This is a genomic window from Campylobacter sp. (assembly GCF_019423325.1).
GTDB lineage: Bacteria > Campylobacterota > Campylobacteria > Campylobacterales > Campylobacteraceae > Campylobacter_B.
In genome coordinates this window covers 313,541-334,774 of the sequence record NZ_JAHZBQ010000001.1, presented here as the reverse complement: position 1 = coordinate 334,774, position 21,234 = coordinate 313,541, and the positions used below count along the sequence as shown (strand labels likewise).

The 21,234-nt window shown below is 49.5% G+C and carries 21 protein-coding genes; 8 read left to right on the top strand and 13 right to left on the bottom strand.

The window, feature by feature from the left end; translation table 11 throughout:
* Positions 1–435: 435 nt before the first annotated feature.
* The 4 genes from QZ367_RS01545 to QZ367_RS01530 form a co-directional block, all read right to left on the bottom strand.
* Entirely contained in the window at positions 436–1,482 is a 1,047-nt protein-coding gene (locus tag QZ367_RS01545; protein ID WP_291936377.1) for an alpha/beta fold hydrolase, read from the bottom strand.
* A gap of 67 nt (positions 1,483–1,549) precedes the next feature.
* Complete coding sequence (locus QZ367_RS01540; RefSeq protein ID WP_291936374.1) at positions 1,550–2,137, bottom strand: NUDIX hydrolase; 588 nt, start codon at positions 2,135–2,137, stop codon at positions 1,550–1,552.
* A complete protein-coding gene (gene mgtE / locus QZ367_RS01535; RefSeq protein ID WP_291936371.1) occupies positions 2,122–3,501 on the bottom strand; it encodes a magnesium transporter in 1,380 nt (459 codons plus the stop codon). Before mgtE ends, QZ367_RS01540 begins: the two co-directional genes overlap by 16 nt.
* A gap of 8 nt (positions 3,502–3,509) precedes the next feature.
* Positions 3,510–4,679 (bottom strand): peptidoglycan DD-metalloendopeptidase family protein, encoded by a 1,170-nt coding sequence (locus QZ367_RS01530; protein WP_291936368.1) that lies wholly within the window; start codon positions 4,677–4,679, stop codon positions 3,510–3,512.
* Between the two features lie 138 nt (positions 4,680–4,817).
* Here QZ367_RS01530 and QZ367_RS01525 point away from each other — a divergent pair, with 138 nt between their 5' ends.
* Together QZ367_RS01525 and QZ367_RS01520 are read left to right on the top strand one after the other, a co-directional pair.
* Positions 4,818–5,546 (top strand): plasminogen-binding N-terminal domain-containing protein, encoded by a 729-nt coding sequence (locus QZ367_RS01525; RefSeq protein WP_177386883.1) that lies wholly within the window; start codon positions 4,818–4,820, stop codon positions 5,544–5,546.
* Complete coding sequence (locus QZ367_RS01520; RefSeq protein ID WP_291936362.1) at positions 5,539–6,921, top strand: FAD-linked oxidase C-terminal domain-containing protein; 1,383 nt, start codon at positions 5,539–5,541, stop codon at positions 6,919–6,921. The genes QZ367_RS01525 and QZ367_RS01520 overlap by 8 nt, the downstream gene beginning before the upstream one ends.
* Before the next feature lie 632 nt (positions 6,922–7,553).
* On the opposite strand, the gene QZ367_RS01515 is transcribed toward QZ367_RS01520, so the two are convergent.
* The 7 genes from QZ367_RS01515 to ilvC form a co-directional block, all read right to left on the bottom strand.
* Positions 7,554–8,240 (bottom strand): tetratricopeptide repeat protein, encoded by a 687-nt coding sequence (locus QZ367_RS01515; protein ID WP_291936358.1) that lies wholly within the window; start codon positions 8,238–8,240, stop codon positions 7,554–7,556.
* 771 nt (positions 8,241–9,011) lie between these two features.
* Positions 9,012–9,380 carry an EthD domain-containing protein gene (locus tag QZ367_RS01510; RefSeq protein ID WP_291936356.1) on the bottom strand — a complete coding sequence of 123 codons (369 nt, stop codon included), beginning with the start codon at positions 9,378–9,380 and terminating at the stop codon, positions 9,012–9,014.
* 461 nt (positions 9,381–9,841) lie between these two features.
* Positions 9,842–10,234, bottom strand: a complete 393-nt coding sequence (gene ruvX / locus QZ367_RS01505; protein ID WP_291936354.1) for a Holliday junction resolvase RuvX — start codon at positions 10,232–10,234, stop codon at positions 9,842–9,844.
* A gap of 194 nt (positions 10,235–10,428) precedes the next feature.
* A complete protein-coding gene (locus QZ367_RS01500) occupies positions 10,429–10,668 on the bottom strand; it encodes a hypothetical protein (RefSeq protein ID WP_291936350.1) in 240 nt (79 codons plus the stop codon).
* A 400-nt stretch (positions 10,669–11,068) separates the two neighbouring features.
* Positions 11,069–11,857 (bottom strand): DNA-processing protein DprA, encoded by a 789-nt coding sequence (locus tag QZ367_RS01495; RefSeq protein WP_291936347.1) that lies wholly within the window; start codon positions 11,855–11,857, stop codon positions 11,069–11,071.
* Positions 11,841–13,031: a divergent polysaccharide deacetylase family protein gene (locus QZ367_RS01490; protein WP_291936345.1), complete on the bottom strand. Its 1,191-nt coding sequence runs from the start codon at positions 13,029–13,031 to the stop codon at positions 11,841–11,843. Before QZ367_RS01490 ends, QZ367_RS01495 begins: the two co-directional genes overlap by 17 nt.
* A gap of 13 nt (positions 13,032–13,044) precedes the next feature.
* Positions 13,045–14,067, bottom strand: a complete 1,023-nt coding sequence (ilvC, locus tag QZ367_RS01485) for a ketol-acid reductoisomerase (RefSeq protein ID WP_291936343.1) — start codon at positions 14,065–14,067, stop codon at positions 13,045–13,047.
* Between the two features lie 137 nt (positions 14,068–14,204).
* Between ilvC and proC the strand changes: the two genes are divergently transcribed.
* Positions 14,205–15,182, top strand: a complete 978-nt coding sequence (gene proC / locus QZ367_RS01480) for a pyrroline-5-carboxylate reductase (RefSeq protein ID WP_291936341.1) — start codon at positions 14,205–14,207, stop codon at positions 15,180–15,182.
* A gap of 732 nt (positions 15,183–15,914) precedes the next feature.
* On the opposite strand, the gene QZ367_RS01475 is transcribed toward proC, so the two are convergent.
* Positions 15,915–16,553, bottom strand: coding sequence for a hypothetical protein (locus tag QZ367_RS01475; protein WP_291936339.1), 639 nt, complete (start codon positions 16,551–16,553; stop codon positions 15,915–15,917).
* A gap of 175 nt (positions 16,554–16,728) precedes the next feature.
* Between QZ367_RS01475 and QZ367_RS01470 the strand changes: the two genes are divergently transcribed.
* From QZ367_RS01470 to QZ367_RS01450, 5 genes are all read left to right on the top strand, one after another.
* The gene (locus tag QZ367_RS01470; protein WP_291936337.1) at positions 16,729–17,448 is read left to right on the top strand and encodes a DUF1963 domain-containing protein; all 720 of its coding nucleotides are present in this window, start codon (positions 16,729–16,731) and stop codon (positions 17,446–17,448) included.
* A 328-nt stretch (positions 17,449–17,776) separates the two neighbouring features.
* A complete protein-coding gene (locus tag QZ367_RS01465; RefSeq protein WP_291936336.1) occupies positions 17,777–18,586 on the top strand; it encodes an SMI1/KNR4 family protein in 810 nt (269 codons plus the stop codon).
* Positions 18,587–18,729: 143 nt separating this feature from the next.
* Positions 18,730–19,659 (top strand): DUF4299 family protein, encoded by a 930-nt coding sequence (locus QZ367_RS01460; RefSeq protein ID WP_291936333.1) that lies wholly within the window; start codon positions 18,730–18,732, stop codon positions 19,657–19,659.
* Between the two features lie 12 nt (positions 19,660–19,671).
* On the top strand, positions 19,672–19,833 hold the full coding sequence (locus QZ367_RS01455; protein WP_291936330.1) for a hypothetical protein: 162 nt from the start codon (positions 19,672–19,674) through the stop codon (positions 19,831–19,833).
* A gap of 10 nt (positions 19,834–19,843) precedes the next feature.
* Positions 19,844–20,113, top strand: a complete 270-nt coding sequence (locus QZ367_RS01450; protein ID WP_291936326.1) for a hypothetical protein — start codon at positions 19,844–19,846, stop codon at positions 20,111–20,113.
* Positions 20,114–20,193: 80 nt separating this feature from the next.
* Here QZ367_RS01450 and QZ367_RS01445 read toward each other — a convergent pair whose 3' ends face one another.
* Positions 20,194–21,174, bottom strand: a complete 981-nt coding sequence (locus QZ367_RS01445) for a DUF3137 domain-containing protein (RefSeq protein WP_291936323.1) — start codon at positions 21,172–21,174, stop codon at positions 20,194–20,196.
* Between the last annotated feature and the right edge of the window lie 60 nt (positions 21,175–21,234).

The window sequence follows — 21,234 nt, the reverse complement described above, 5'->3', positions numbered from 1 at the left end:
TACAAGATAGAATTTTACGAAACAGAATTTCGCTAGATAAAATTTTACGCGGCAGAATTCTACACGGATAAAATACGGCGTCGCTTCCGCGCAAATATAAAATTTAGACTTGAAATTTATAAATGTCCGCGGGATAAAATTTCACAGAACTTTATTTCAGCTAAAATATATGGCGTCACGGTCTGGCGCAAATTTTAGCTTTAAATTTACGGCACGTGCGCGCCAAAAAGAATTTAACGCTACAAAGTCGGCTCTATACTTATGCCAACGGCACATAAATTTTGATTTGAAATTACGCCTCGTTTTTGGCGCCGTGTTTCGCCGCTATAAAATTTCATGCGATTTTGCGGAGACCGAGCCCGCGTGGAATTCTACGTAAAATTTTAAAATTTAGCGGTCGATTCTGCGTAGAATTTTACGCCGAGCTCCGCTAAATTATTGCAGCCTCTTTTTTAAAATTTCCCAAATACCGGGCATTGCCAGCAGCCCATTATGCGGCGCGGCGGCTATTTCGTAAAATAGATCGCCCGCCTTAAGAGATCCCGCAAGATCGTTTGAGTGCTGCACCGGTATTAGCTCATCTGCGGCTCCGTGTATGAGCGTGATCTGCGTGCCGCGTGCCGCTTGCAAAAATTCCGCGGTCGGAATCTTATATCGGATCAAAAATTTAGGCACAAAGGGGATTTTTTCGTGCGCAAGCCGTTCGAAGCTAAAATAGGGCGCGAGCAAAATCAGCCGCGCCGCATCCCACTTCGCAGCCTGCTGTGCTGCGATGCCGCTTCCGATCGAGTAGCCGATCATCGCGATCTTCCTTGGCGGATGCTGCGCTAAAACGTAACGGCTCATCGCATCCGCGCTCGCAAAAAGCTGCTGCTGCGATGAAATTTTGCCGTCCGATTTGCCGTAGCCCGGGTAATCGAAAATATAAAAATCGTATCCCAAAGCCGCAAAATCCGCGCCGTATGCGCCCCAGCCGCTCACGTCGCCGAAGTTGCCGTGGAAGAACAAAATCGCGCCTTTAGGCTCTGCCGCGCTAAATTTCAGCCCGTTTATCGACCCGCTCTCAAACGGGATATTGATCTCTTGAAATTTTATCGCAGCGGAGTTTGTGTTATTGCCCAATGCGACGTCCTGAGCGGTATTTTCGCCGACGCGCTTGGCGCTAGTTTGAGCGCTTTTATTTTTGATCTCGCCCGCTGCAGAGCCGCTTTCTTTTACGCCACCCTCCACAGAAGCGTTTTCGTCCGCGACGCCGCTTGTAGAGGCGCTATTTTTCGTAGCGGACGTCGGTATGTCTAAATACTCGCCGCTCTCGGGAGCGTTAACAAGTCCTGCAAATTCGGAATTTTCAAAGCTAAATTTGAAGTTTTTATCTAACGGCTCGCCCAAAAATATCAGCCGCTCCTGAAAGATATAAAGCCCCGCCGCGATCGCCGCATAAAGGCACGCCGCGATAATGCACAGCCTAAGTAAAACCCTCATCGCCGTCCTTTAAATTTAAAGCCGAGACGCAAAAACGCGCGATGGCACACGAAATTCCATCTCGCCGCTAAGCTTTAAACTCGCTCAAAAACCATTGAAATGCCAAGATCAGCCCCGGCGCGCGCACGATCTTTTCGTCGAACATAAACTCTCGCGCTTTGGCTGCAGGCAGGTAGAAAAGCTCGATATTCTCGCCATCCACGCCGCCGCCGGCTCCTAGCTTCATAGATTCGTCGATGCACGCGAAGTACAAAATTTGGCGGTTTGCCGCAAAGCCCAGGGCGCTGTAGTAGCTCGTGATAAATCTCAGATCCTTCACGGCATAGCCGGTCTCTTCGAGCACCTCTTCGATCGCCGTTTGCTCCTCGCTGATACCCTTGTCCAAAATGCCCGCGCAAAGCTCATAGGTGTAGCCCTTCTCGGGCGAATTTATTAAATTTTCCTCTTGATAAAACCACACGCTGGGACGAAACTGCTTGACGAGCAAAAGCGCATCGCGCTGCGTATGGTAGAGCAAAATCGAGACGCTATCGTGCACCTTGACGCAGTCCCACGCGCGCGCCACGCCATCCATTTCGAAATTTAGGCGAAATGGTTTAACGAAATTTGAGCTTTTAAGCTCGGAAATTTTGAAATTTTTTATAGTAGTATCCACGTCGCAAGTCCTAAAAAGCTGAAAAATCCCACGATGTCCGTAACCGTGGTAAGCAGCACGGAGCTGCCGACGGCGGGATCGATATTTAATTTTTTAAGCGTGATCGGAATGACGGCGCCGAAAAGCCCCGCAAGAGTTAAATTTAGCACCATCGACATCGCAATCACCAGCCCCAAAAGCTTAATACCGAACCAAAAATACGCCACAAACCCCATTAGCGTGGCAAAGATAAGACCGTTTATGAAAGCGATCGTGATCTCGCGAAAGAGAACCTGCTTTTTGTCTTTAAACGCTATCTCGCCCAAGGCCAGGCGGCGCACGGTTACCGTAAGCGCCTGCGTGCCGGTGTTGCCGCCCATGGAGGCGACTATCGGCATAAGCACGGCGAGCGCGACCAGCTTTTCGATAGTGGCGTCAAAAAGCCCGATGATCGTGGAGCTTACGATCGCCGTGCATAAATTTACCGCCAACCACAAGGCGCGCGCGCGACCTGCTTTAAAGATCGTAGTCTCATCGTCCTCCGCTTCGTCATCGACGCCCGCGAGGTTGTAAATTTGCTCGGTGGCGCGCTCTTGGATGAGATCGTGGATATCATCGGCAGTGATACGTCCGATGAGCACGCCGTTAGCATCGACTACGGGGATAACGTTAAGGTCGAACTCCTCAAAATCCTTGATTACGTCGTCGATCTTATCGGTATCGGTGGCGAAGTGGATTTTATTTTCGGCGCCGAATTTTTGTGAAATTTGCTCCAGCGTGAGCGAAAAATCATATAAAATCAGATCGGACGTCGAAAAGGTAGTAAGCAAATGTCCCTTTTTATCGAGCACGAAGAGCTGAAAGACGTTCTCGATCTCGTCCTTTTCTCGCATAACGCGCAGCATCTCGACCGCCTGCCCCAGAGTCTGATCCTGCCTAGCGCTAAAGACCTCGGTCTGCATATACGCGCCCGCCTCATCTTCGCTATATTTGGAGATAGTAAGAATATCGTGGCGATCGTCCTCGTCAAGCCCATAGAAAATCTGCTCGGCCTTGTCCTCGTCGATTTCGCCGATGTTTTGCAAAAGCTCTGCCTGATCGTCGCTTTCGAGCTCCTCGATCGCTTTGACGATCTTTTCGTGAGGTAGAGTTTCGATGACGTCTTCGAGCATATGCTCGGGCATCTCAAGCGCAGCATCGGCAAGATCCTCAGGATCTAGCTTTTTTAAGAATTCTACGTATTTTTCTTCGTCATGCTTTTTTAGAGTTTTTAAATGCTCCGTAAGATCGGCGGCACTCAGCTCATGCTCAAGCGTATCGCCTAGATGCGCATCAAGAAGCGCCTTAGCTTCCTCGACGTCGTCCAGCTGCTCTTTATTTTCCATTTTCAGCCTTAATTTATCGTGATAAGCGACTCGTAGTTTTCAAATTTAGCAGGGTTTTTCGAGCCGTCTTTAGCCGCAGCCATTCTGGCGTCCATATCTTTGACGAGAGCTTTAAATTTAAGCTCTTCGGCGCTTATGACGTTCGTTTTTTCAATCTTGACTACCTTAAGCGGATCTATAGCCTGCTTATTTTTATAAAGTCCGAAGTGCAGATGCGGTCCCGAACTAAGCCCGGTCGAGCCCACATAGGCGATTAACTGACCTTGCTTGACGCTAACGCCTGCTTTTGTGCCGCTAGCAAAGCCGCTAAGATGCGCATAAAGCGTACTGATACCGCCGCCGTGGTTGATCTCTACGGTGTTGCCGTAGCCGTTTTTACGCCCTACGAAGCTAATCTTGCCCGCCCCTGCGGCATTTACCTTAGTGCCTTTGGGGGCTGCATAATCTACGCCTAAGTGCGCGCGATATCGCTTTAAAATCGGATGAAATCTTTTAGGGGTAAAATACGATGAAATTCTAGTATAAACAAGCGGCGTAATTAGCAGAAAAGATTCGACCTTTTTGCCGCTTCGGTCGTAGTATTTATCATCGAAAAAATATAGCGATTTGGGCTTTTTATTTTCCTCGATCATTCCTGCGGTGATATTTACTCCGCCAAAAGGCTTGCCAAGGCGCGTCTTTTGCTCATACAGAATCACAAGCCGATCGCCCTTTTGCAGCTTTTTAAAATTTACCTCATTTTTAAAAACAAGCATAAACTCATTCGCTAAAGCTGCATTGCCCGTAGCTTTGATGATATCTTGATAGGGCGAGCTTTCGATCTGAATTCCTAAAGAGTAGCTGTTTTCCTCATAAACTATTGGAGTATAAACGAATCTAAAAGTGCCGAATTTATCGCGGTATATGTGGATCTGAAGCTCCTCACTGACAGGGATTAACAGCTGAGAGACGCGACCTGCTGGATCACGCAAAATTTGACACTCCACGCCCGCTCGCACCTCAGCGGCAAGCTCTTGATCCTCTTTATCCAGGTCGTAATATACAGATGCGGGGATGCCCGCGGTTTCCATAAATTGCAGAAGACTCACGCCATCTGGCCAGGCAAACTTCTCTACGCTGGGGTTGTTCGCAAAAACTACGCCTATCCACAGAAAAAGCAATATAAAAATTCTAGTCATATAAAACCGCTTTGAAATATTATTTTAAGGCGGGATTGTAACGAAAAAACGCTTATATTTCGTAAATACCGTGGAATTTTATCGCTAATTTCAAAGTTTTATGTATAATTAGCCGAAATTTTATTCAGGAGCAGAATTTTGAAAAAAGCTTTACTTATTTTAGGTCTATTTTTAAGTGCGGCGATAGGGGCGGAATTTAATATGCCGCGATACGAAACCGCCCTCCTTAGCGTAAAGGATGGTTCGGGCGAGATCACAGATAGCCCTACGATTGCCGTAGGCAGCAGCGGAGTGGTGATGCATAATTTTGGCAGTGGCGCGAGCTCCATCATCGCACGTGCCGTCGTGACGCAAAAAAGCGCAGGCAAGGCAAAGGTGCGATTTGAGGTTTTTGATATGTTAGCTCAAGAGGCGCTGCCACTGCCTAAAATTTTACCCTCAAGCGGCGATAAAGTGATCTTAAATTTCCTCTATGACCGCGCCATAATCGTCGCACCTAACGCTGAAATTTACGAGCAGGTTATCAAGGCTTTCCCTAATATAAATTTTATTCACCCAGATCTTGGCGGCGCCTATCTTAGCTACAATCACAAGCCAAATCCCAGCCGTGACGATTTTCGTAAAATTTGCGCGCAAAACAGCGCCGGACTGATTTTTATCGCGATGGATAAACAAGGCGTATTTGCCGACTGCGGCAGCTTCAAGCCTTTGCGTACGTTCGCTAGCGGCAGCGTGGCTTATTATCAGCTGCCGTTTTACTCACGCGTGGGCGAGATAAAGACCGTCATTTGGGACTTTACTAATGGCCCGATCAGCGATTACGACAAACACTACCGCTATTTGCTGGGCTTAGACGGCGATGAATAGCGCTGCGCAAGCGTTTTTTACAAATCTATTAGGCGCGGATAATGCCTATTTTGACGAGGCTCATCGCACGGCATACTGCTACGACGCGACGAAAAGGCGCTGTCTGCCGGACGGCGTGCTTTTCCCGCGAAGCGAGGACGATGTCAGTCAAATTTTAAAATTCTGCAACGAAAATTTAATCCCTGTAGTTCCAAGAGGCGCAGGTAGCGGCTTTACGGGTGGATCTTTAGCCGCAAACGGCGGAGTGATTTTAGCATTTGAAAAACATATGAATAAAATTCTAGAAATCGACATGCAAAATCTACTCGCCGTAGTCCAACCCGGCTGCATAAATATCGATCTGCAAAAAGCAGCTGCAGCGCGCGGGCTTTTTTATCCGCCCGACCCGGCAAGCCAGGATTATTCCACGCTAGGAGGCAACGTCGCCGAAAACTCCGGTGGCATGCGCGCCGCAAAATACGGCATCACCAAAGACTACGTAATGGCACTGCGTGCGGTACTGCCTAATGGAGAGGTGATCCGAGCGGGTAAACGCACTATAAAAGATGTCGCAGGCTTCAACGTGGTAGGAATTTTAATCGCAAGCGAAGGCGCGCTTGCCGTCATTACCGAAATCACGCTCAAGCTCATCCCGATGCCAAAGCTTAAAAAGACCGCGATGGGCGTCTTTCCTAGCGTAGATGCAGCAATGAATGCCGTGTATAAGACAATGGCAGCCGGTATCACGCCCGTGGCGATGGAATTTTTAGACGCGCTGTGCATAGCCGCGGTCGAGGAGAAATTTCATAAAGGCTTGCCAAGGGATGCGGGCGCGATTTTGATCTGCGAAACAGACGGCAATTTAGAAGCAGTGCTTTTGGAGGAGCTCGCACTCATAAAAGAAATTTTCGTTCAAAACGGCGCGAGCGACTTTCGCATCGCAGAAAGCGAAGAGGAGCGTGCGGGCATTTGGTTTGCGAGACGCAACTGCTCGCAGGCGATCAATATCTACGGCACGCTTAAGCTAAATGAGGACATCACCGTCCCGCGCTCGCAGCTGCCCGAGCTACTGCGCCGTATCGCGCGCATCGGCGATAAATACGGCGTGCGCGTGCCCTGTTTCGGGCACACGGGCGACGGCAATGTCCACACCAACGTCATGGTCGCCGACAAAAAAGATGAAGCTCAAGTGCGACGCGGACATGACGCAATCACCGAAATTTTCAAAGCTGCAGTTGATCTTGGCGGTACGCTCAGCGGCGAGCACGGCATCGGGCTAAGTAAGGCGGAATTTATGCCACTAGCTTTTAGCGCAGCAGAGATGGAGCTATTTCGCGCAATCAAAAGGGCTTTCGATCCAAAAGGCATCTTAAATCCCGGAAAAATGGGGCTTTAAATTAGGATCGTCATCCAACTTCTACGGTGATTTGAAATCGATTTATCCCACTTATCTCATCTAAAATTTTACTTTCTTACAATATGCCTACTTAAAATTTATCTTGCTTGCAATTTAGCCTATTTACAGGCTACTTCGAGTTAGTTTTAAGCTTGATCTGCCCATTTACAGATCGATTTTGCTTACTTTGCGATGAATAATTTTACTTGTTTATTGATAGATTCCCATTCCCTTGTGAATTGATTTTATTTACTTCGCAAATTAATTATCCCGTGCGATCTTCTTCGGATATTTTTGCCATATCAGCTGTGATTACATAGCTACTCGCTAGTTTGCGCAATTTTTTCTCTTTCAGGGATGCACTAAAATTATGATTAAATCCCTATATCGCGATGGATAAGTCTATGACAAGTCAAAATTCTGTCAATAAAATCCACAGCATAGATTAAATTCTAAACTTCCAAGATACTGAAATTTTAAAATCGCTATCCATCGCCATTATCGCAATATGCGGAATCTCAGCAATAAAATTTAAAGACAAAATTTCACGAAATTCCATAAAATCCCATAAAGCTCCGCAAAATTTCTATACTAATTTCGATCTCGCCGTATTATCTAGCTAGCCCTGCCATCTATTTGGTCGCATTAGCCTCGCTTGCATTTATTTTATTCATCGCGGCTACTACGTTGCAGCTAAACTCCGCTCCCAGTTTGCAAGCCTTGTCGTAGTAGATCATCGCCTTATCCAGATCCGGCTCGCCAAATTCCTTCTTTGAATACGCTAGTCCAACCCTTTGGCATCCCTCCGCCAAAGCAGCATCGCAAGATTTTAGGAAAAACTTAAGAGCGCCCTGATAGTCTTTTTCTTCATAGCTAGCGACCGCAGCGTTCAAGCAGCCCTCGCCTAATCCCAAATCGCATGATTTGGCAAAAAATGCGAACGTATTTTTCTTATCGGCATTTTTATAAGAGATTATCGCAGCGTTGTAGCAAGCTTTGGCGGCTCCCAGCTCGCACGCTTTGGAATAAAACCGCGCGGACTTGCCCTTATCTTTTGTAGTTTTATATAAATTTTGCTCGTCGTAATACAAATCCCCCGCGATAGCACAGCTATTTTCTAGTCCCGCTTCACAAGCTTTTTCAAATGGCTTTTTTGCTGCCTCATAATCGCGCTCCTCAAGCAAATATCCTCCATAGTCTTCGCACGAATTAGCCATACCGACGCCACATCCGACAAACGAGATCGCCTGCGGGAAAAATATCTGCGCGAGCAAGTAGACTGCTACGATTAGTGCGGCAATCGACGCTAAAATTTTCATTTTTGCTCCTTTTAAATTTTAAAAATAATTATAGCAAAAAGCGAGGGATAAAATTTTAATTTTTGATAATAGCTGTGAAATTTGCGGCGAAATTCCTGCAAAATTTCTATCAAAATCCCAAGCAAAATTTTAAATAAAATTTTAAACGGAGCTTTGAGCTGAATTTTAAAAAGACAAATTAAAATTTTACTTGCAAGATTATTTTTATGGCTGGCTTGCCTCAATTTTTACTCGCATGTCTATATGACTGTCCACGGCTATAGTATTTATAATAGGACTAAAACGTATTTAATCCTTGAGGTCTTAAGCACCTGCAGCCTCTGCAATGGCGATTTATCAGAGCGATAATTTAGTGTGTAAAATATTTTGTCGAGTACCAAACCCGCGACAAGCATCTTGCCGCACCCTAGAAAACTTTTGAAAATTTCGCATTGCTGCTTAGAAATTTTAAAAAATTTACACTGCCAGCCTTTAAATTTTATCTTAGAAATAGGCTTGCCTATGCCAAAACTGCAGGCGTAATGCACCTTTAGGCATTTTTTGCTCCGATACCCAGGCTTATTAGATTATATCGCACCGCTTAGATATGTTGAGCCTGAAAATAATCAAGGCCGCGCAGTATCTGTATAGCGTACGTAAATTTCATCTATGTAAGCCGCACCCGCAATTTCAGCTGTGCAAGCCCAGCTCGTAAAATTCTGATAGTTTTAAAACCCAAATGCCACGTAGAATTGCTTTACTTCAAAATTTATTCGCTACAAGCCGCGCTCCCTAGCGCTCAAACTCTATCACAGCCTCCTCCTCGCCGAACCACATCACCGAGTTTTTCATATCGCAAAACCTCGCCTCATCCGCCATCAGCTCCGTTAGCACCGCTCGCGCTGCCTCGCTATTTCGCGCATCCGCAAATGCCTGCACGCTCTCATACCATAGCTCGCCCATCGCGTCGTAGCCAAACGCCGCCGTATTGCGCCTGGTGCTCTGCCCCTCGATAAAGATGGGCATAGTTTTTGCATAGCGGACGATATTTAGTGCCTTTTGATTATCCAAAACCTTTTGCGAATGCGCCGCCCAATGCGCCATAAACTCTTGCTGCGTGATACCCGGCGCCCTTTTTACCAACATCGTGATCTTAAACATAACCGCTTCCTAAATGAAATTTATCTCAAAATTCGCGCCCTATTCTATAATGCATCCGCGTTTTTGCAATTTTGCTTAGCATTCTTTGCGTCTAAATAGACCTTGAAAAAACTTAAAATAGCAGCCGTGCGCGCGAGCACAAATCGCCAAAATGCATAAACCTCGCCGTTTAAAACTTAAATCGCTGTCAATCTCGCTCGGTTTAACCGCCTAAAGCGTCATTTACGGATGCTCCGAAATAAATTATACAGACTCTTTTTAGGCAAAGCAAAATTTCGCCAAACTTTAACGGACGATGAAATTTTATCAATCTCTAACGAGCATAAAATTCCGTCCGTTTTAGGCGAGCGAGTAAAATTTCGCGGCCTTTCAAACGGCGACAAAATAGACAAACGGCAAAACAGACGAGTGGCAATTCTCTCTTGCGTCGCCGCGCGCAAATTACGTTGCTGCACACGCGCCTAGCCCCTGCTCGCCAAAAACCTCTGTAAAATTATCGTCGCGGCGATACTATCAAAGCGCGGATCCTTGCCGCCGCCCTTAGCGCATTTACTCGCAAACTCCGCGGCTTCGGCGCTCGAAAAGCTCTCGTCTTGAAATTTTATCTCGCCGTCAAAATCCAGCAGCGAGGCGAAGTGGCGTATGCGCCTGCTCATCTCCTCCTCGCTTGCCCCGCCACGCGGTACGCCCAGCACTAGCACGCTGGCGCCCTTTTCACGCAGCAGTTCGCTTAGCTCGAGCGCGGCTTGGGTGCGATTTTTGCGTAGGATCGGCTCGCACGGAAGCGGCGTCTTATCATCCGGTGCCGCCGCCACGCCGATACGCTTAAGCCCAAGATCGATCGCAACTATCAAATTTCATCCTTTACTTACATTAAATTTTATGGAATTTTGCGGAATTCCGCTATTAAAATTCTATCGCCGAAATTCCGCGATCGGAATTTCATAGCTAAATTTTATCGCAGAATTTAGCTGCGGAATTTATGAAATTTTATACTAAATTGACATAAATTTCACTCGCTCGCGCCGCTTGCGAGCCTATTAATTTATCATCCACAAGCTTCAAATTTTAAAATTTCGATCGCCGCACCCGGCAGGTACACCCGTACTTCGTCCACGCGAGCCGCATGTAAGCGACACTCAAACGCACGACGGACATAAACTCTGCCGCACAGATACGGACGCGATCGACGCACCCCGCGCGAAATTAAAATTTTAAAATGGGTCCGCATCTGCACGACGACCGAACGCAAGCTCGCCTCATCGTTAGTAAAATTCTGTCGCCACAACCAAAATTTTTCCTTGCGGCAAATTCAGCCTACTACGTTTATGCTGAAATCCGCAGCCAAATTTACCCGCAAAAATTTAGCACGATAGGCAAACAAACATTTAAACGCTATTTCAGAAAATTTCATGCATTTTAAAGCTTAAATTCTGCGCCGCAAAGTATTTATAAATCGCGCGCGGCATTCACAAACCGATCATTACCGCAAGCGGAGGCGAGCGGCGCTGCACAAACAAGCCGCGATGGTTTGTTTTAAGCTCAAGTGCTACTTGCGGAAAGCAAAATTTTACCGAGCCGCCTTTTTCTAAATTTAAACACCGGCCGCGCAGACTACGCGCCGTGCAAACAAGCCGCACCGGCGGGCAGCGCCTATCAAACCACGGCGAGCAAGCGCCAGCCTCCAGCTACTTTGCTACGATCTTTGCGCCTAAAATTTCTATCCTGCCTTCAAGCTCGTATTCGTAAATTTTATCGCCGAAGCGCTCGATCGCCGCTTGCAGATCGGAATTTAGCGCTAAAAATTCCATCACCTCATCCTGCGCGCGCTCGATGCTTTGCGGCGTCTGCGGAGCTAAAGAAGCCACAAACTCGCCAAAATCCGCGATCAGCCGCGCCTGAGATTTTGCGAGTAGATCGTTCGTGCCCGCGCTCTCGTCCATGCGGTGCGGCAGCACGTAGACGGGTACGCCCATCTCGCGAGCCAGGCGCGCGCTTTGCAGCGAGCCGCTGCGGGGCTCGGCTTGAGCGACTACGAGCGCCTCGGACAGCGCTACGACGATGCGGTTGCGCTGCAAAAACTGAAATCCGCGCGCGCTCACGCCGTCCTCATACTCGCTAAGCGCGAGGCTGCGTTCGTAAATTTTGCCGATCATAGCGGCGTTTTGCGCGGGATAAATTTGATCAAGGCCGTTGCCAAAAACCGCGATCGTGTTTGGAAACGCCCCTTCGTGCGCGGCTATGTCGCAGCCGATCGCCGCGCCGCTTACGACGCAAAAGTCCGCATCGCTCAAAGCGCGGGCGAGGCGCAGGATCAAATTTTTAGTATAAACACTCATCTTGCGCGAGCCTACGATCGAGATGCAGCGCTTTTGCAGCAGCGCCGGCTCGCCCCTAAAATACAGCCGCGCGGGCTCGCTTGCGCCAAGCCTCGCTAGGCTTAGAATTTTAAAATCGAGCTCACTCGTAGTACTCATAAATTTCGTCCAAATAGACCAAATCGACCTCGCCTAGGATGTCGGCGCTGTTTGCAAGCGCGCGCAGAGTGGAGCTTTTGGGATGGCCGATAGCGATGGCGTAACCCTGCTTTTTAGCAAGCGTCACGGCTTCACGTAGCTTTTTGCGCACCGCAGCGACGCTGTTTTGATTATCTAAAAACACGTCGCGATGCACGTATCGCATGCCAAGCCCATTCATCGCCGCCTTAGCCTTGGTAGCGGGGCTCGTGCGCGAGTCGATAAATAAAAATCCATGCTCGTTCATCGCGCGCAGCAGGTTTTGCATCGCGCGCTCGTCGGCGGTAAATTTAGAACCGGTGTGGTTGTTTATAAATTTAGCGTTCGGAAAGTCCGCGCGCAGCTTCTCTATGACGCCTCGCAGCTTCTCGTAATTATCCGAGGTTCGCAGCGTCGCGGAATTATTTTTAGCAGAGCTCGCCTCCATCGGCAGGTGGATCGCGTAATGCTCAAAGCCGCGAGCGAGCGAGCGCGTGTCCTTGCGCTGATACTCGGGCGGGAAGATGGACGGCGTCACTCGCACGGGCAGAGCGGCGATCTTTTGCGCCTGCTCGTCGGTGCCTACGTCGTCGATGATGATCGCTAGCTTTGCGCGAGAGCCTGCGGGCAAAGCCTTGCGCGGCGATTTAGAAAGATCGTCCGCGCCGCCGGAAGCACGGCTTTGCGCGGTAGAATTTATGGAATTTTCTGGCGCGGAATTTGCCGCGGTAAAATTTACGTCAGGTCCGTCACCCGCCGAATTTGCGGCGGCGGAATTTGCGGAAGCCATAGAATTTACGGAATTTTGCGAATCGCCGTTTGCGGAATTTTCTCCTGCGGAATTCCGCCGTGCGGGCTCGATACTCATCTTAGGCGTGGTTACGTTTTGCTCGGCGATCTTATTAAGCTCCTTTTGAATCAGCGCTTCCTTCTGTGCAGCGCTTAAACGAGGCTTTTTACCGCGAGAATCAGAAGCGCTCTCGGGAGTTTGTTTGCGCGAGCTTTGCTGCAATGCGGCTTTATTGCCCGAAAATACGAGATCCAAAACCGCGTAGGTAACCGCACCGCTTAAAAAGCATAAGATTACGACAAAGGCGATCGCTATGTAATTGATCGGGCGCTTTTTGCGGCGCCCTCGTGGATTTGTATTAGCCAAAGCTCAGCCGAAATCAGTTTTTATCTTTATTTACGAGCTTGCCTTTGGCGATCCACGGCATCATCGCGCGAAGCTTCTCGCCGGTTTTGCTAAGCAAACTGTTTGCCGTGATATTGCGCTCGGCGTTCATTCGCACATAGCCAGCTTTGCGCTCGAGGATAAAGTCTTTTGCAAATTTGCCATTTTGAATTTCCTTTAGCACCTCTTTCATCGCCGCTTTGCTGCTTTCGTTTACGACGCGGTTTCCGCTTACGTAATCGCCGTATTCTGCGGTGTTTGAGATCGAGTAGCGCATATCTGCCATGCCACCTTGATAGATGAGATCCACGATCAGCTTCATCTCGTGCTGGCACTCAAAATACGCCATTTCAGGCTCATATCCAGCCTCGACGAGGGTCTCAAAGCCTGCGTTAATGAGCGCGCAAAGTCCGCCGCAAAGTACAGCCTGCTCGCCGAAAAGATCAGTCTCGGTCTCTGCTTTAAAAGTCGTTTCGATGATGCCAGTGCGGCCGCCGCCGATCGCACTTGCGTAGCTTAGAGCAAGCTCTTTGGCTCTGCCGCTTTCGTTTTGCGAAACGGCGATCAGCATCGGTACGCCGCCGCCGCTTACGAACTCGTTGCGGACGGTGTGGCCCGGGGCTTTCGGAGCGATCATAATGCAGTCGACGCCCTTTGGAGGGACGATCTGTCCGAAGTGGATATTAAAGCCGTGCGCGAACGCGATCGCGTTACCCTCGCTTAAATTCGGCTCGATCTCGGCTTTAAAAATGTCGCCTTGAAACTCATCTGGCGTTAGGATCATCACAAGATCAGCGGCCTTCGTAGCTTCGCCGACGCTCATTACTTTAAAGCCCTTTGCCTCGGCCTTGCTCCAGCTCGCGCCCCCTTTTTTCAGGCCCACAATGACCTCTACGCCGCTATCTCGCAAATTTTCGGCATGAGCGTGTCCCTGCGAGCCAAAGCCGATCATAGCGACCTTTTTAGCCTTAATCAAACCTAAATCGCAATCTTTGTCGTAAAAAACGTTTATTGCCATAACGCATCCTTTTTTAAAAATTTAGGCGAGATTGTAGCTAAAATTTGCTTTTATGCAGATAAACCGCGCGCCGCAAGGGCGGATAAAGAAATTTTGAGCTATCATTGAGGCATAATTTAGCTTTAAAAGGAGCGAAAATGAAAGTGGGATTTATCGGCGGCGGGAATATGGGCGAGGCGATGATCGCCGCACTTTGCAGAGCTGGCGGGCGAGATTGCACGGCGAGCGGAGAAAATTTTACAGAGGATAAAGAAAATTGCGCAGCGAGCGGAGAGAATTGCGCGCACGGCGGGCAAAATTTTATGCCAGATACTCAAAGCTTTGCGGCTTGCGGGCGGAATTCCGCAAATTTAGAGCAGAATTTTGCGAGCCGCGAGCGTGATTCCGCCTGCGCGCAGCCCGCCTCCGATACGAAGCTTCAAGTCCTAGCTTATGCCAGAAGCAAAAACGAATTTTTGCGCAAGCGCTACGGCGTGCAGATTTTGCAAGGCGAGACACAGCTGGCGCACGAAGCGGATATTATCGTGCTCGCGACCAAGCCCGCCAGTTACGAGGAGATTTTGCGCCTGATCGCGCCCGAGCTCGCGGGGAAAATCCTGATTCTTTTGGCGCCGAATTTCAAGCTGAAGTGCGCCCAAAATATCGTAGGTGCGGACGTTTTCGTAGTCCGCGCGATGCCAAACGTCGCTGCGGGTATCGGCGCGTCGGCTACGGCGCTGTGCTACGGCGAGTATTTTGATGAGGCTAGTCGGGAGATCGTACGAGCGCTAGCCGCCAAAATCGGCAAATTTTACGAGATAGACGAGGCTGGCTTTGCCGCATTTACGGGGATCGCAGGGAGTCTGCCCGCGTATGTGTGCGCCTTTATCGAGGCTGCGGCGGATGCGGGCGTGCGGGGCGGACTACCGCGGGCGCTATGCTACGACGCAGTAGCGGCGGCGGTAGAGGGCACGGCGCGCCTGCTACAAAGCGGCAAGCGCCCATCGGAGCTCAAAGACGCCGTCTGCTCGCCTGCGGGCACGACGATAGAGGGGCTGGCGGCGCTGGAGGCGGCGGGGTTTCGCGCAGCGGTGATGGCGGCTATCGAGGCGTGCATCGCCAAAGCTCGCGGCTAGCCTCGTCGGTTTTGGGTTTCAAACGCAGCGCGTTTGCAGTCGCGCTAACATTGGGATTCTGTTCTGCGCGGACGCGCTAGCTAAAATTTTGTCTTATTTTTATCAAATAAATTCGTCGCTTCTGCGGCGATGGAGTTTACGAACCTTACAACAAGCGAGCTGGCAAAGCTCGTATCGCATTTAGAATTTTAAATTTTAGAAATTTTAGGTCAAAATTTTACGCTTAAAATTTTAAATTTAGAGATTGTAAATTTAGCGCTCGCGGCAGGGCAAAATTTTGATTTTTAGCGGCGCGAACCTACGTCCAAAACCATTAAAATCAAAATTTAACGCAGCATAGGCAGATGCGCCCGCGACTGCGAACTTGCTGGATAAAAAATCAAGCCAAGAACGCAAGCGCTCAAATAGCGCGTCTTGCGCCGAAGTCTTATTAGGACACAAACGCAAGCCGCAAAATTTCACCGTCCACGAGAGCAGTAAAACAAAGCTAGCCGCGTCGAGCCGTATTTTACTACCAGAGCAAGCTGCAAATCAAAACACATTCCGCCGCCCGCCGAGCAAGCCGCAAATCAAAAACTACATTCCACTACTCGGACAAGCTTTAAATTTAAACCGCGTTTCGCCGCTGAGCTGCAAACCAAACCTGTGCGCCAAATCCTGTCAATCTGCGCAATAAAATTTGACTTTCATCCAGCCAAAACTTCGCACGCAAAGCCGTGATAAGCAAAAAGATCAGATAAATTCCTTCTCTAAAGGCTGCATCGCGTTGCCGTCTGCGTCGAAAAGTACCCGCCCGCAAACCTCGCAAACCTCATCTCTAGGAGAGGGCTCGTCCGCATCCAGCTGCCACGCTGACATCTCGCCGCACTCGCAGTTTATGACGTAAAGGATCTGCCTTTTGCGGCGCTTGCCCCACGGCGCGATATCCCAAAATAGCTCCTCGCGCTTGCCTAACTTTTTAAAATCTTTCTCGGCGTCCTTGTGCGCGACGAGCAGATAATATGCGTCGCTATGAATATCCAAAGTAAAGAGCCTAAAATCGCTCTTCTTCAGCGCCTTTTGAAACTCGTTCATCAAAAATAGGCTCGCATCGCCGCGCTCGAAACCCTCTTTTTTCGCTTCTTTTTCGAGCCTTGCGTAAATTTTATCGCAGTCTAGTGACACGCCGCTTTGCAGCGCCTCAAGCCTAGAGCTGATAAATTCGCCTACATCTCCCGTCTCGTCCTCGCCGGCCCAGTCAAGCATCCAAACAAGCCCTTTTCCGATAAGCGCATCCAAAAACTCGCCGTCATTCATCTCGCCCGTTTTCTCAAAACCGCCCGTCTCGCCCTCCGTCAAATGCTTTAGGATGCAGCACTGATCCTTCGTCATTTTCGCTCCTTTGATTAAATTTACCGCCTACGTGGGTTTGTTTAAATTTTACTCACAAAAAGCTTTAAGCTTACTTTTCGCAACTCTTTACGCCGTAAATTTAGCTCGCGGCGGCGGGTAAAATTTACGCTATAATTTCACAAAAGCGCTAAAATTCCAACCGAAAAGGACGCAAATGCAAACGGATCTGCAAGAAAAGATTAAGGAGCTGCAGCGCAAGATCGCGCGCGAAATCACCTATTTTCAGACGGGCGGCGTGAGGCCGCGAGGCGCTATTGATGAGTGCTGGATCGGTCGCGTGCTCGCTTACGCGGCGGACGAGGAGCTGCCTACGGATCAAAACGGCGTGCCGATGCTTCCTCTGGCGCAGTTTTACCTGCCCGCGCTACCCCACGTGCCGCAGGTCTTAGACGGTGTCAAGCTGCTTGCGGTCTTTATCTCGCAGGATCTCATCGGCAAATCCTGCGAGGATATGGACGGCCTGTGGAAGGTCCGCGAGTATAAAAACGAGGAGGAGCTCGTCATAAAGGAGCTTGCAAATCCGCGCTCGCAGATAAGGCCCTTTCCTTTGCAGCCAAAATTTGCCGCGGACGATACGCCCGTTTGGGACGGCGGCGGGCTGGATGCGGACGCCATAGATGAAATTTTGCGTCTTGAGGAGACGGAGGGGCTCGAGTATTACGACGACATCGCCTTGGAGTTTTATAACTGCACGAAATTCGGCGGCTATCCCTCCTTTTGCCAGTCAGGAGTGAGCTTCGGCGAGGGCTATCAGTTCGTTTTTCAGATCTCAAGCGATGAAAAGGCGGGCTTTAACGTCATTGACGGCGGCAGCTTGATGTTTGCTAAAAACCCGCAAAGCGGCGCGTGGAGCCTGTATTATGATTTCGATTAGGCGCGCGAAAGGCTTTAGCTCACCCGCAAAATTCCGCCGCTTTAAATAGATGCTCGGGCTGCATAAATTTACGATGAAATTTTATCTGAGCGCGGCTTTGAGCCCGCTCGGCGCGGATTAAATTTTAACGACGGCGCGCTCCGATCTAGATTAAATTTAAGCCGCCGAAAGACGAGCCGTATAGTTGCAGGCGAGCCGAATACAGCGAGCGGGCCGTGAAAAATTCGGCGCCGCAAAATTTTAAAATTTTATAGCCTGAAATTTTGGCTTCGAGCTTGAAATTTAAGGCGCGTTTGAAATTTCAACCCGCAAATTTAAAGGAGCGAAAATGAACGCAAACGAGCTTGCAAACATCTGGCGCAGGCCGATCTACCTGCCCTATCTACAAGATCCGCTCACGCCCGAGGCGCTGCGGGCTGCAGAAGAGGAGCTAGGACGCGCCCTGCCGCGCGAGCTTACTATGATGCTGAGCGCGCAAAACGGCGGCTACCTGCGCTACGAGCTAGAGGGCTATCCGCTAGACGCCATCAGCGGCATCGGCGAGGCGTATCCGTCGCTTACGCGCTTTAGCTGGGGCGAGGAGCGCGAGTGCGTGAGCTTCGAGCTTGACGGGCTGGTGCCATTCAGCGGCGACGGGCATTGGTATCTGTGCCTGGACTACCGCGCGAGCGAACAGCCTGCGGTCGCCTATATCGACGTCGAATGCGATGAGCAAAGCATCATTGCGAAGGATTTTGCTTCGTTTTTGGCGCTTTTGCGGCTCGACACGGGCGGCAAGATCGCGCTGCAAACAAAGCTCGATCTAAATGGCATAAAGGCGCGGCTGGAGGAAATTTTGGGCGTGCGCGCAAGAGCCGCCGATCCACAGCTTTACGGCTTTAGCGTGTATAATTTCGCTCGCGACGGCGGCATGCTGAGCCTTAGCCCGAACGAGGTTCGGCTCGGATTTGCCAGGCGGGGCGAGCGACGGTTTAAGGAGCTTAAAAACTTCAGCGAGCCCGCCCTGCGCTATGCCGAGCTGGACGCCGGCGCGATGTTACTGGACGTTTTCAAAGAGGAGCTGATGGGCGAAATTTTGCGCGAGCTAAAGGATACGGGTTTGTGCGCACAGAGCCTAAAAGACATAATCGGTGCGTAAGCTTTTGCGATTGAGAGTGCAGTTTTGTGCGGGCTGCGGCGCGCATTTGTGCAACCAGCAATACGGGCTTGCGCGCGCAAATTTAGCTCACCGCAGCAGGTAAAATTTCGCTATAATTTTGCCGTTTCAATAAGGAGAAAACGATGAGCGTAGAATTCCGCGTCAAAAACAAAAAGCGCCCGCTATTTATGGGCTATTCGGACGCCATGAGCGTTAGCAAGGCATTGGATCTCCTGCCCGATCTATCGGTATTTGACATAGACGAGAGCGCCGAAGGCTTTGACGAGAGGGCGTTTTTAAAATCACCTTTGAGCGAGCAGGAGTGCTTGATTTTGGGCGTGCAGGGCAAGAGCGGGCGCGGAATGGAGCTAAGATATGACGAGGAGCGACAAGGCTACGCCGTGCGCGTAAATACGCCCGCGACGGTCTTTGATTGGGTTTTGGCGATCTCATATCTGCAGGCGCTATCCAAGCAGCTACAAAGCGAGATCGCGGATGAAAACGGCGAAATTTACACCCACGACAGTATAGAACAATTCGACTACGAGCGCGATATATCGGCGGGGCTACATTCGATAGATCAGCACTTAAGCGGCGATACGGAGGTAAATTTTTGCTACGGAGTAGAGAGGCCTTTTGCGATAAACCGCGCGATGATGGATGAAATTTTAGCCTCATACAATCCCGCCGCCGAGTTTAGCAAGCGGCTAACCGAGGTGCAGTACCTCGACGCTTACAGCGCGCATCAGAGGTTTTACCGAAATGGGGATGACGGCGCGATAATGGGCTCATACGCGCTCACGCAAGACCTACCCACTATCCTGCCCTACAAGCCGCTTGTGGAGTGGCAAAACGCGGAGATGCTGAAAAATAGCGACGTAGCGCGCTGGCAGATCTCGCTCATAGGCATAGAGGGCGACGAAAACGACGCAGGTAACTACCATGCAATCGCCGAGCTGGAATACGGCGAGTTTATCGCGCGTCTGCCGAAGCAAAACTACCGCTTCATCGATGCGAGCTATATTTTGGTTGACGGGCTAAGCGCCGAGCAGCTAAAGGCGCTGGCGGGCTAAACTCGGCTTGCGGTGAAATTCTACAGAATTTTATCGAGAATTGATGCCGCAAAATTTAAAGACGCGGAATTCGCGGTAAATTTCGCGGCGGGCAAAATTCTAAAAGATAGAATTTTATCGCGATGCAAATTTAAGAATTCCACCACGATAAAATTTCGTCGCGGTAAAATTTAGAAGGGTTAAAATGAAAAAGACTTGCTACGATCTAAAAATTTACGATAACGGCATGATGCGAGGCGTGCTGCAAGAGGACATCGAGGCATTGCCGTTTTTCGGCTACTGGCAAAAGATGAGTCTTGGCTCGACGCAGGGCATATACATAGACGAAAGCGGCAAAGAGTACAGGCTCGTCTATCTGCACGACTGGGAGAAATTTTGCAGATTATTCGCTCGCGAACAGGAGCTACTTAAGCGCGCCCCGGTCGGTAGCGAAAATGAGCGATCCGAGCCGTAGCGGATCTCGGTCGGCGGCGGAGAATAACGGCGATCCTGGCGCAGCGCAAGTAAATTTTAGCCGATAAATAGCGACGCGCGTTAATCAGCCAAAATCGCCGCCCCGCTTAAATCCGGGTTTAAATTTAGCTCGTCTATGATAGATAAAAGCTCTGAAATTTCCTTTTTGATCCCCGCGGCGTCCTCGAGGCTAGGCGGCGGCGAAAAGAGCGTCGTTTCAAATTTATTTTTCGCTCCGTTTAAAAATAGATAAAATTTATCGTCCATAAACGCCGCGCTCAGCCCCATTTTCCCCGCGAATTTTTCCTTTAGCTCTCGCAGGCGCTCCATAAATGCGGGCGTCAAAAGATACCTCGCCTCTACTTTATCGTCCGCAAAGACCCGAAATTCTTTACTAAAAAACACGTCATCCATCTGTTCTTTTTCGCCTATAAATTTAGTGTTTAGCGTGCGACTCGCGACTATCGTTTGCCCGCTAAATTTCTTGTAGAACTCGCAGACCAAGACCGAGCCGCTGAACGCCTGCATATCCTTCATCGCCTCCCATGCAAAAACTATCGCGGATAGCAAATTTAGCGCCGCCGAGTCGCTTAGCTCCAGCGTCGCGCCGTTTGGGATATCGATCGCTTCGCTGAGGTTAAATTTGACGCCGTTATAAATGCCGCTGATTTGGTCTTCGGCGCGAAACTCATCGGGCGAATAGATGCCGATTTTGCGAAATTCTTTACGGCTGATGCCGGCATTCGGATCGTAGTTAAAATTTGGATCTACCCTGCGGATGGCGGCGCGGACGAAAACGTCTTTATAAAACGCTTTATAATCCCCCAGCTCGCTGGTCACTCGGCTAGCGTTAGCCATTAGCGCGGCGAGAAAAAACGGAATATAGATAATGATGAAAAATAGCGGCGCAAGGCGATTTTCAAAAAGATGTCCTACGGCAAATCCGCCGCCTACGGGCAGTGCTATTATAAATAAAATTCCCAAAAACAGATACTTTATAAATGCTAGCCGGCACTCTTTTTGCTTTTTTGCGGTGGCAACTATCGCTTCGTTTATGTTCAAATTTTGCCTTTTTCTAAATTTACGCAGCGGAATTTCGCGCTCGGAGCGAATTTTAGCAAA

Excerpts from the sequence above, each read along its gene's own strand:
- ilvC (WP_291936343.1), bottom strand. The coding sequence starts at position 14,067 with ATGGCAATAAACGTTTTTTACGACAAAGATTGCGATTTAGGTTTGATT.
- QZ367_RS01495 (WP_291936347.1), bottom strand. The coding sequence starts at position 11,857 with ATGAGTACTACGAGTGAGCTCGATTTTAAAATTCTAAGCCTAGCGAGG.
- QZ367_RS01465 (WP_291936336.1), top strand. The coding sequence starts at position 17,777 with ATGAACGCAAACGAGCTTGCAAACATCTGGCGCAGGCCGATCTACCTG.
- QZ367_RS01460 (WP_291936333.1), top strand. The coding sequence starts at position 18,730 with ATGAGCGTAGAATTCCGCGTCAAAAACAAAAAGCGCCCGCTATTTATG.
- QZ367_RS01450 (WP_291936326.1), top strand. The coding sequence starts at position 19,844 with ATGAAAAAGACTTGCTACGATCTAAAAATTTACGATAACGGCATGATG.
- QZ367_RS01470 (WP_291936337.1), top strand. The coding sequence starts at position 16,729 with ATGCAAACGGATCTGCAAGAAAAGATTAAGGAGCTGCAGCGCAAGATC.
- QZ367_RS01515 (WP_291936358.1), bottom strand. The coding sequence starts at position 8,240 with ATGAAAATTTTAGCGTCGATTGCCGCACTAATCGTAGCAGTCTACTTG.
- QZ367_RS01475 (WP_291936339.1), bottom strand. The coding sequence starts at position 16,553 with ATGACGAAGGATCAGTGCTGCATCCTAAAGCATTTGACGGAGGGCGAG.
- QZ367_RS01530 (WP_291936368.1), bottom strand. The coding sequence starts at position 4,679 with ATGACTAGAATTTTTATATTGCTTTTTCTGTGGATAGGCGTAGTTTTT.
- proC (WP_291936341.1), top strand. The coding sequence starts at position 14,205 with ATGAAAGTGGGATTTATCGGCGGCGGGAATATGGGCGAGGCGATGATC.
- QZ367_RS01545 (WP_291936377.1), bottom strand. The coding sequence starts at position 1,482 with ATGAGGGTTTTACTTAGGCTGTGCATTATCGCGGCGTGCCTTTATGCG.
- QZ367_RS01520 (WP_291936362.1), top strand. The coding sequence starts at position 5,539 with ATGAATAGCGCTGCGCAAGCGTTTTTTACAAATCTATTAGGCGCGGAT.
- QZ367_RS01510 (WP_291936356.1), bottom strand. The coding sequence starts at position 9,380 with ATGTTTAAGATCACGATGTTGGTAAAAAGGGCGCCGGGTATCACGCAG.
- mgtE (WP_291936371.1), bottom strand. The coding sequence starts at position 3,501 with ATGGAAAATAAAGAGCAGCTGGACGACGTCGAGGAAGCTAAGGCGCTT.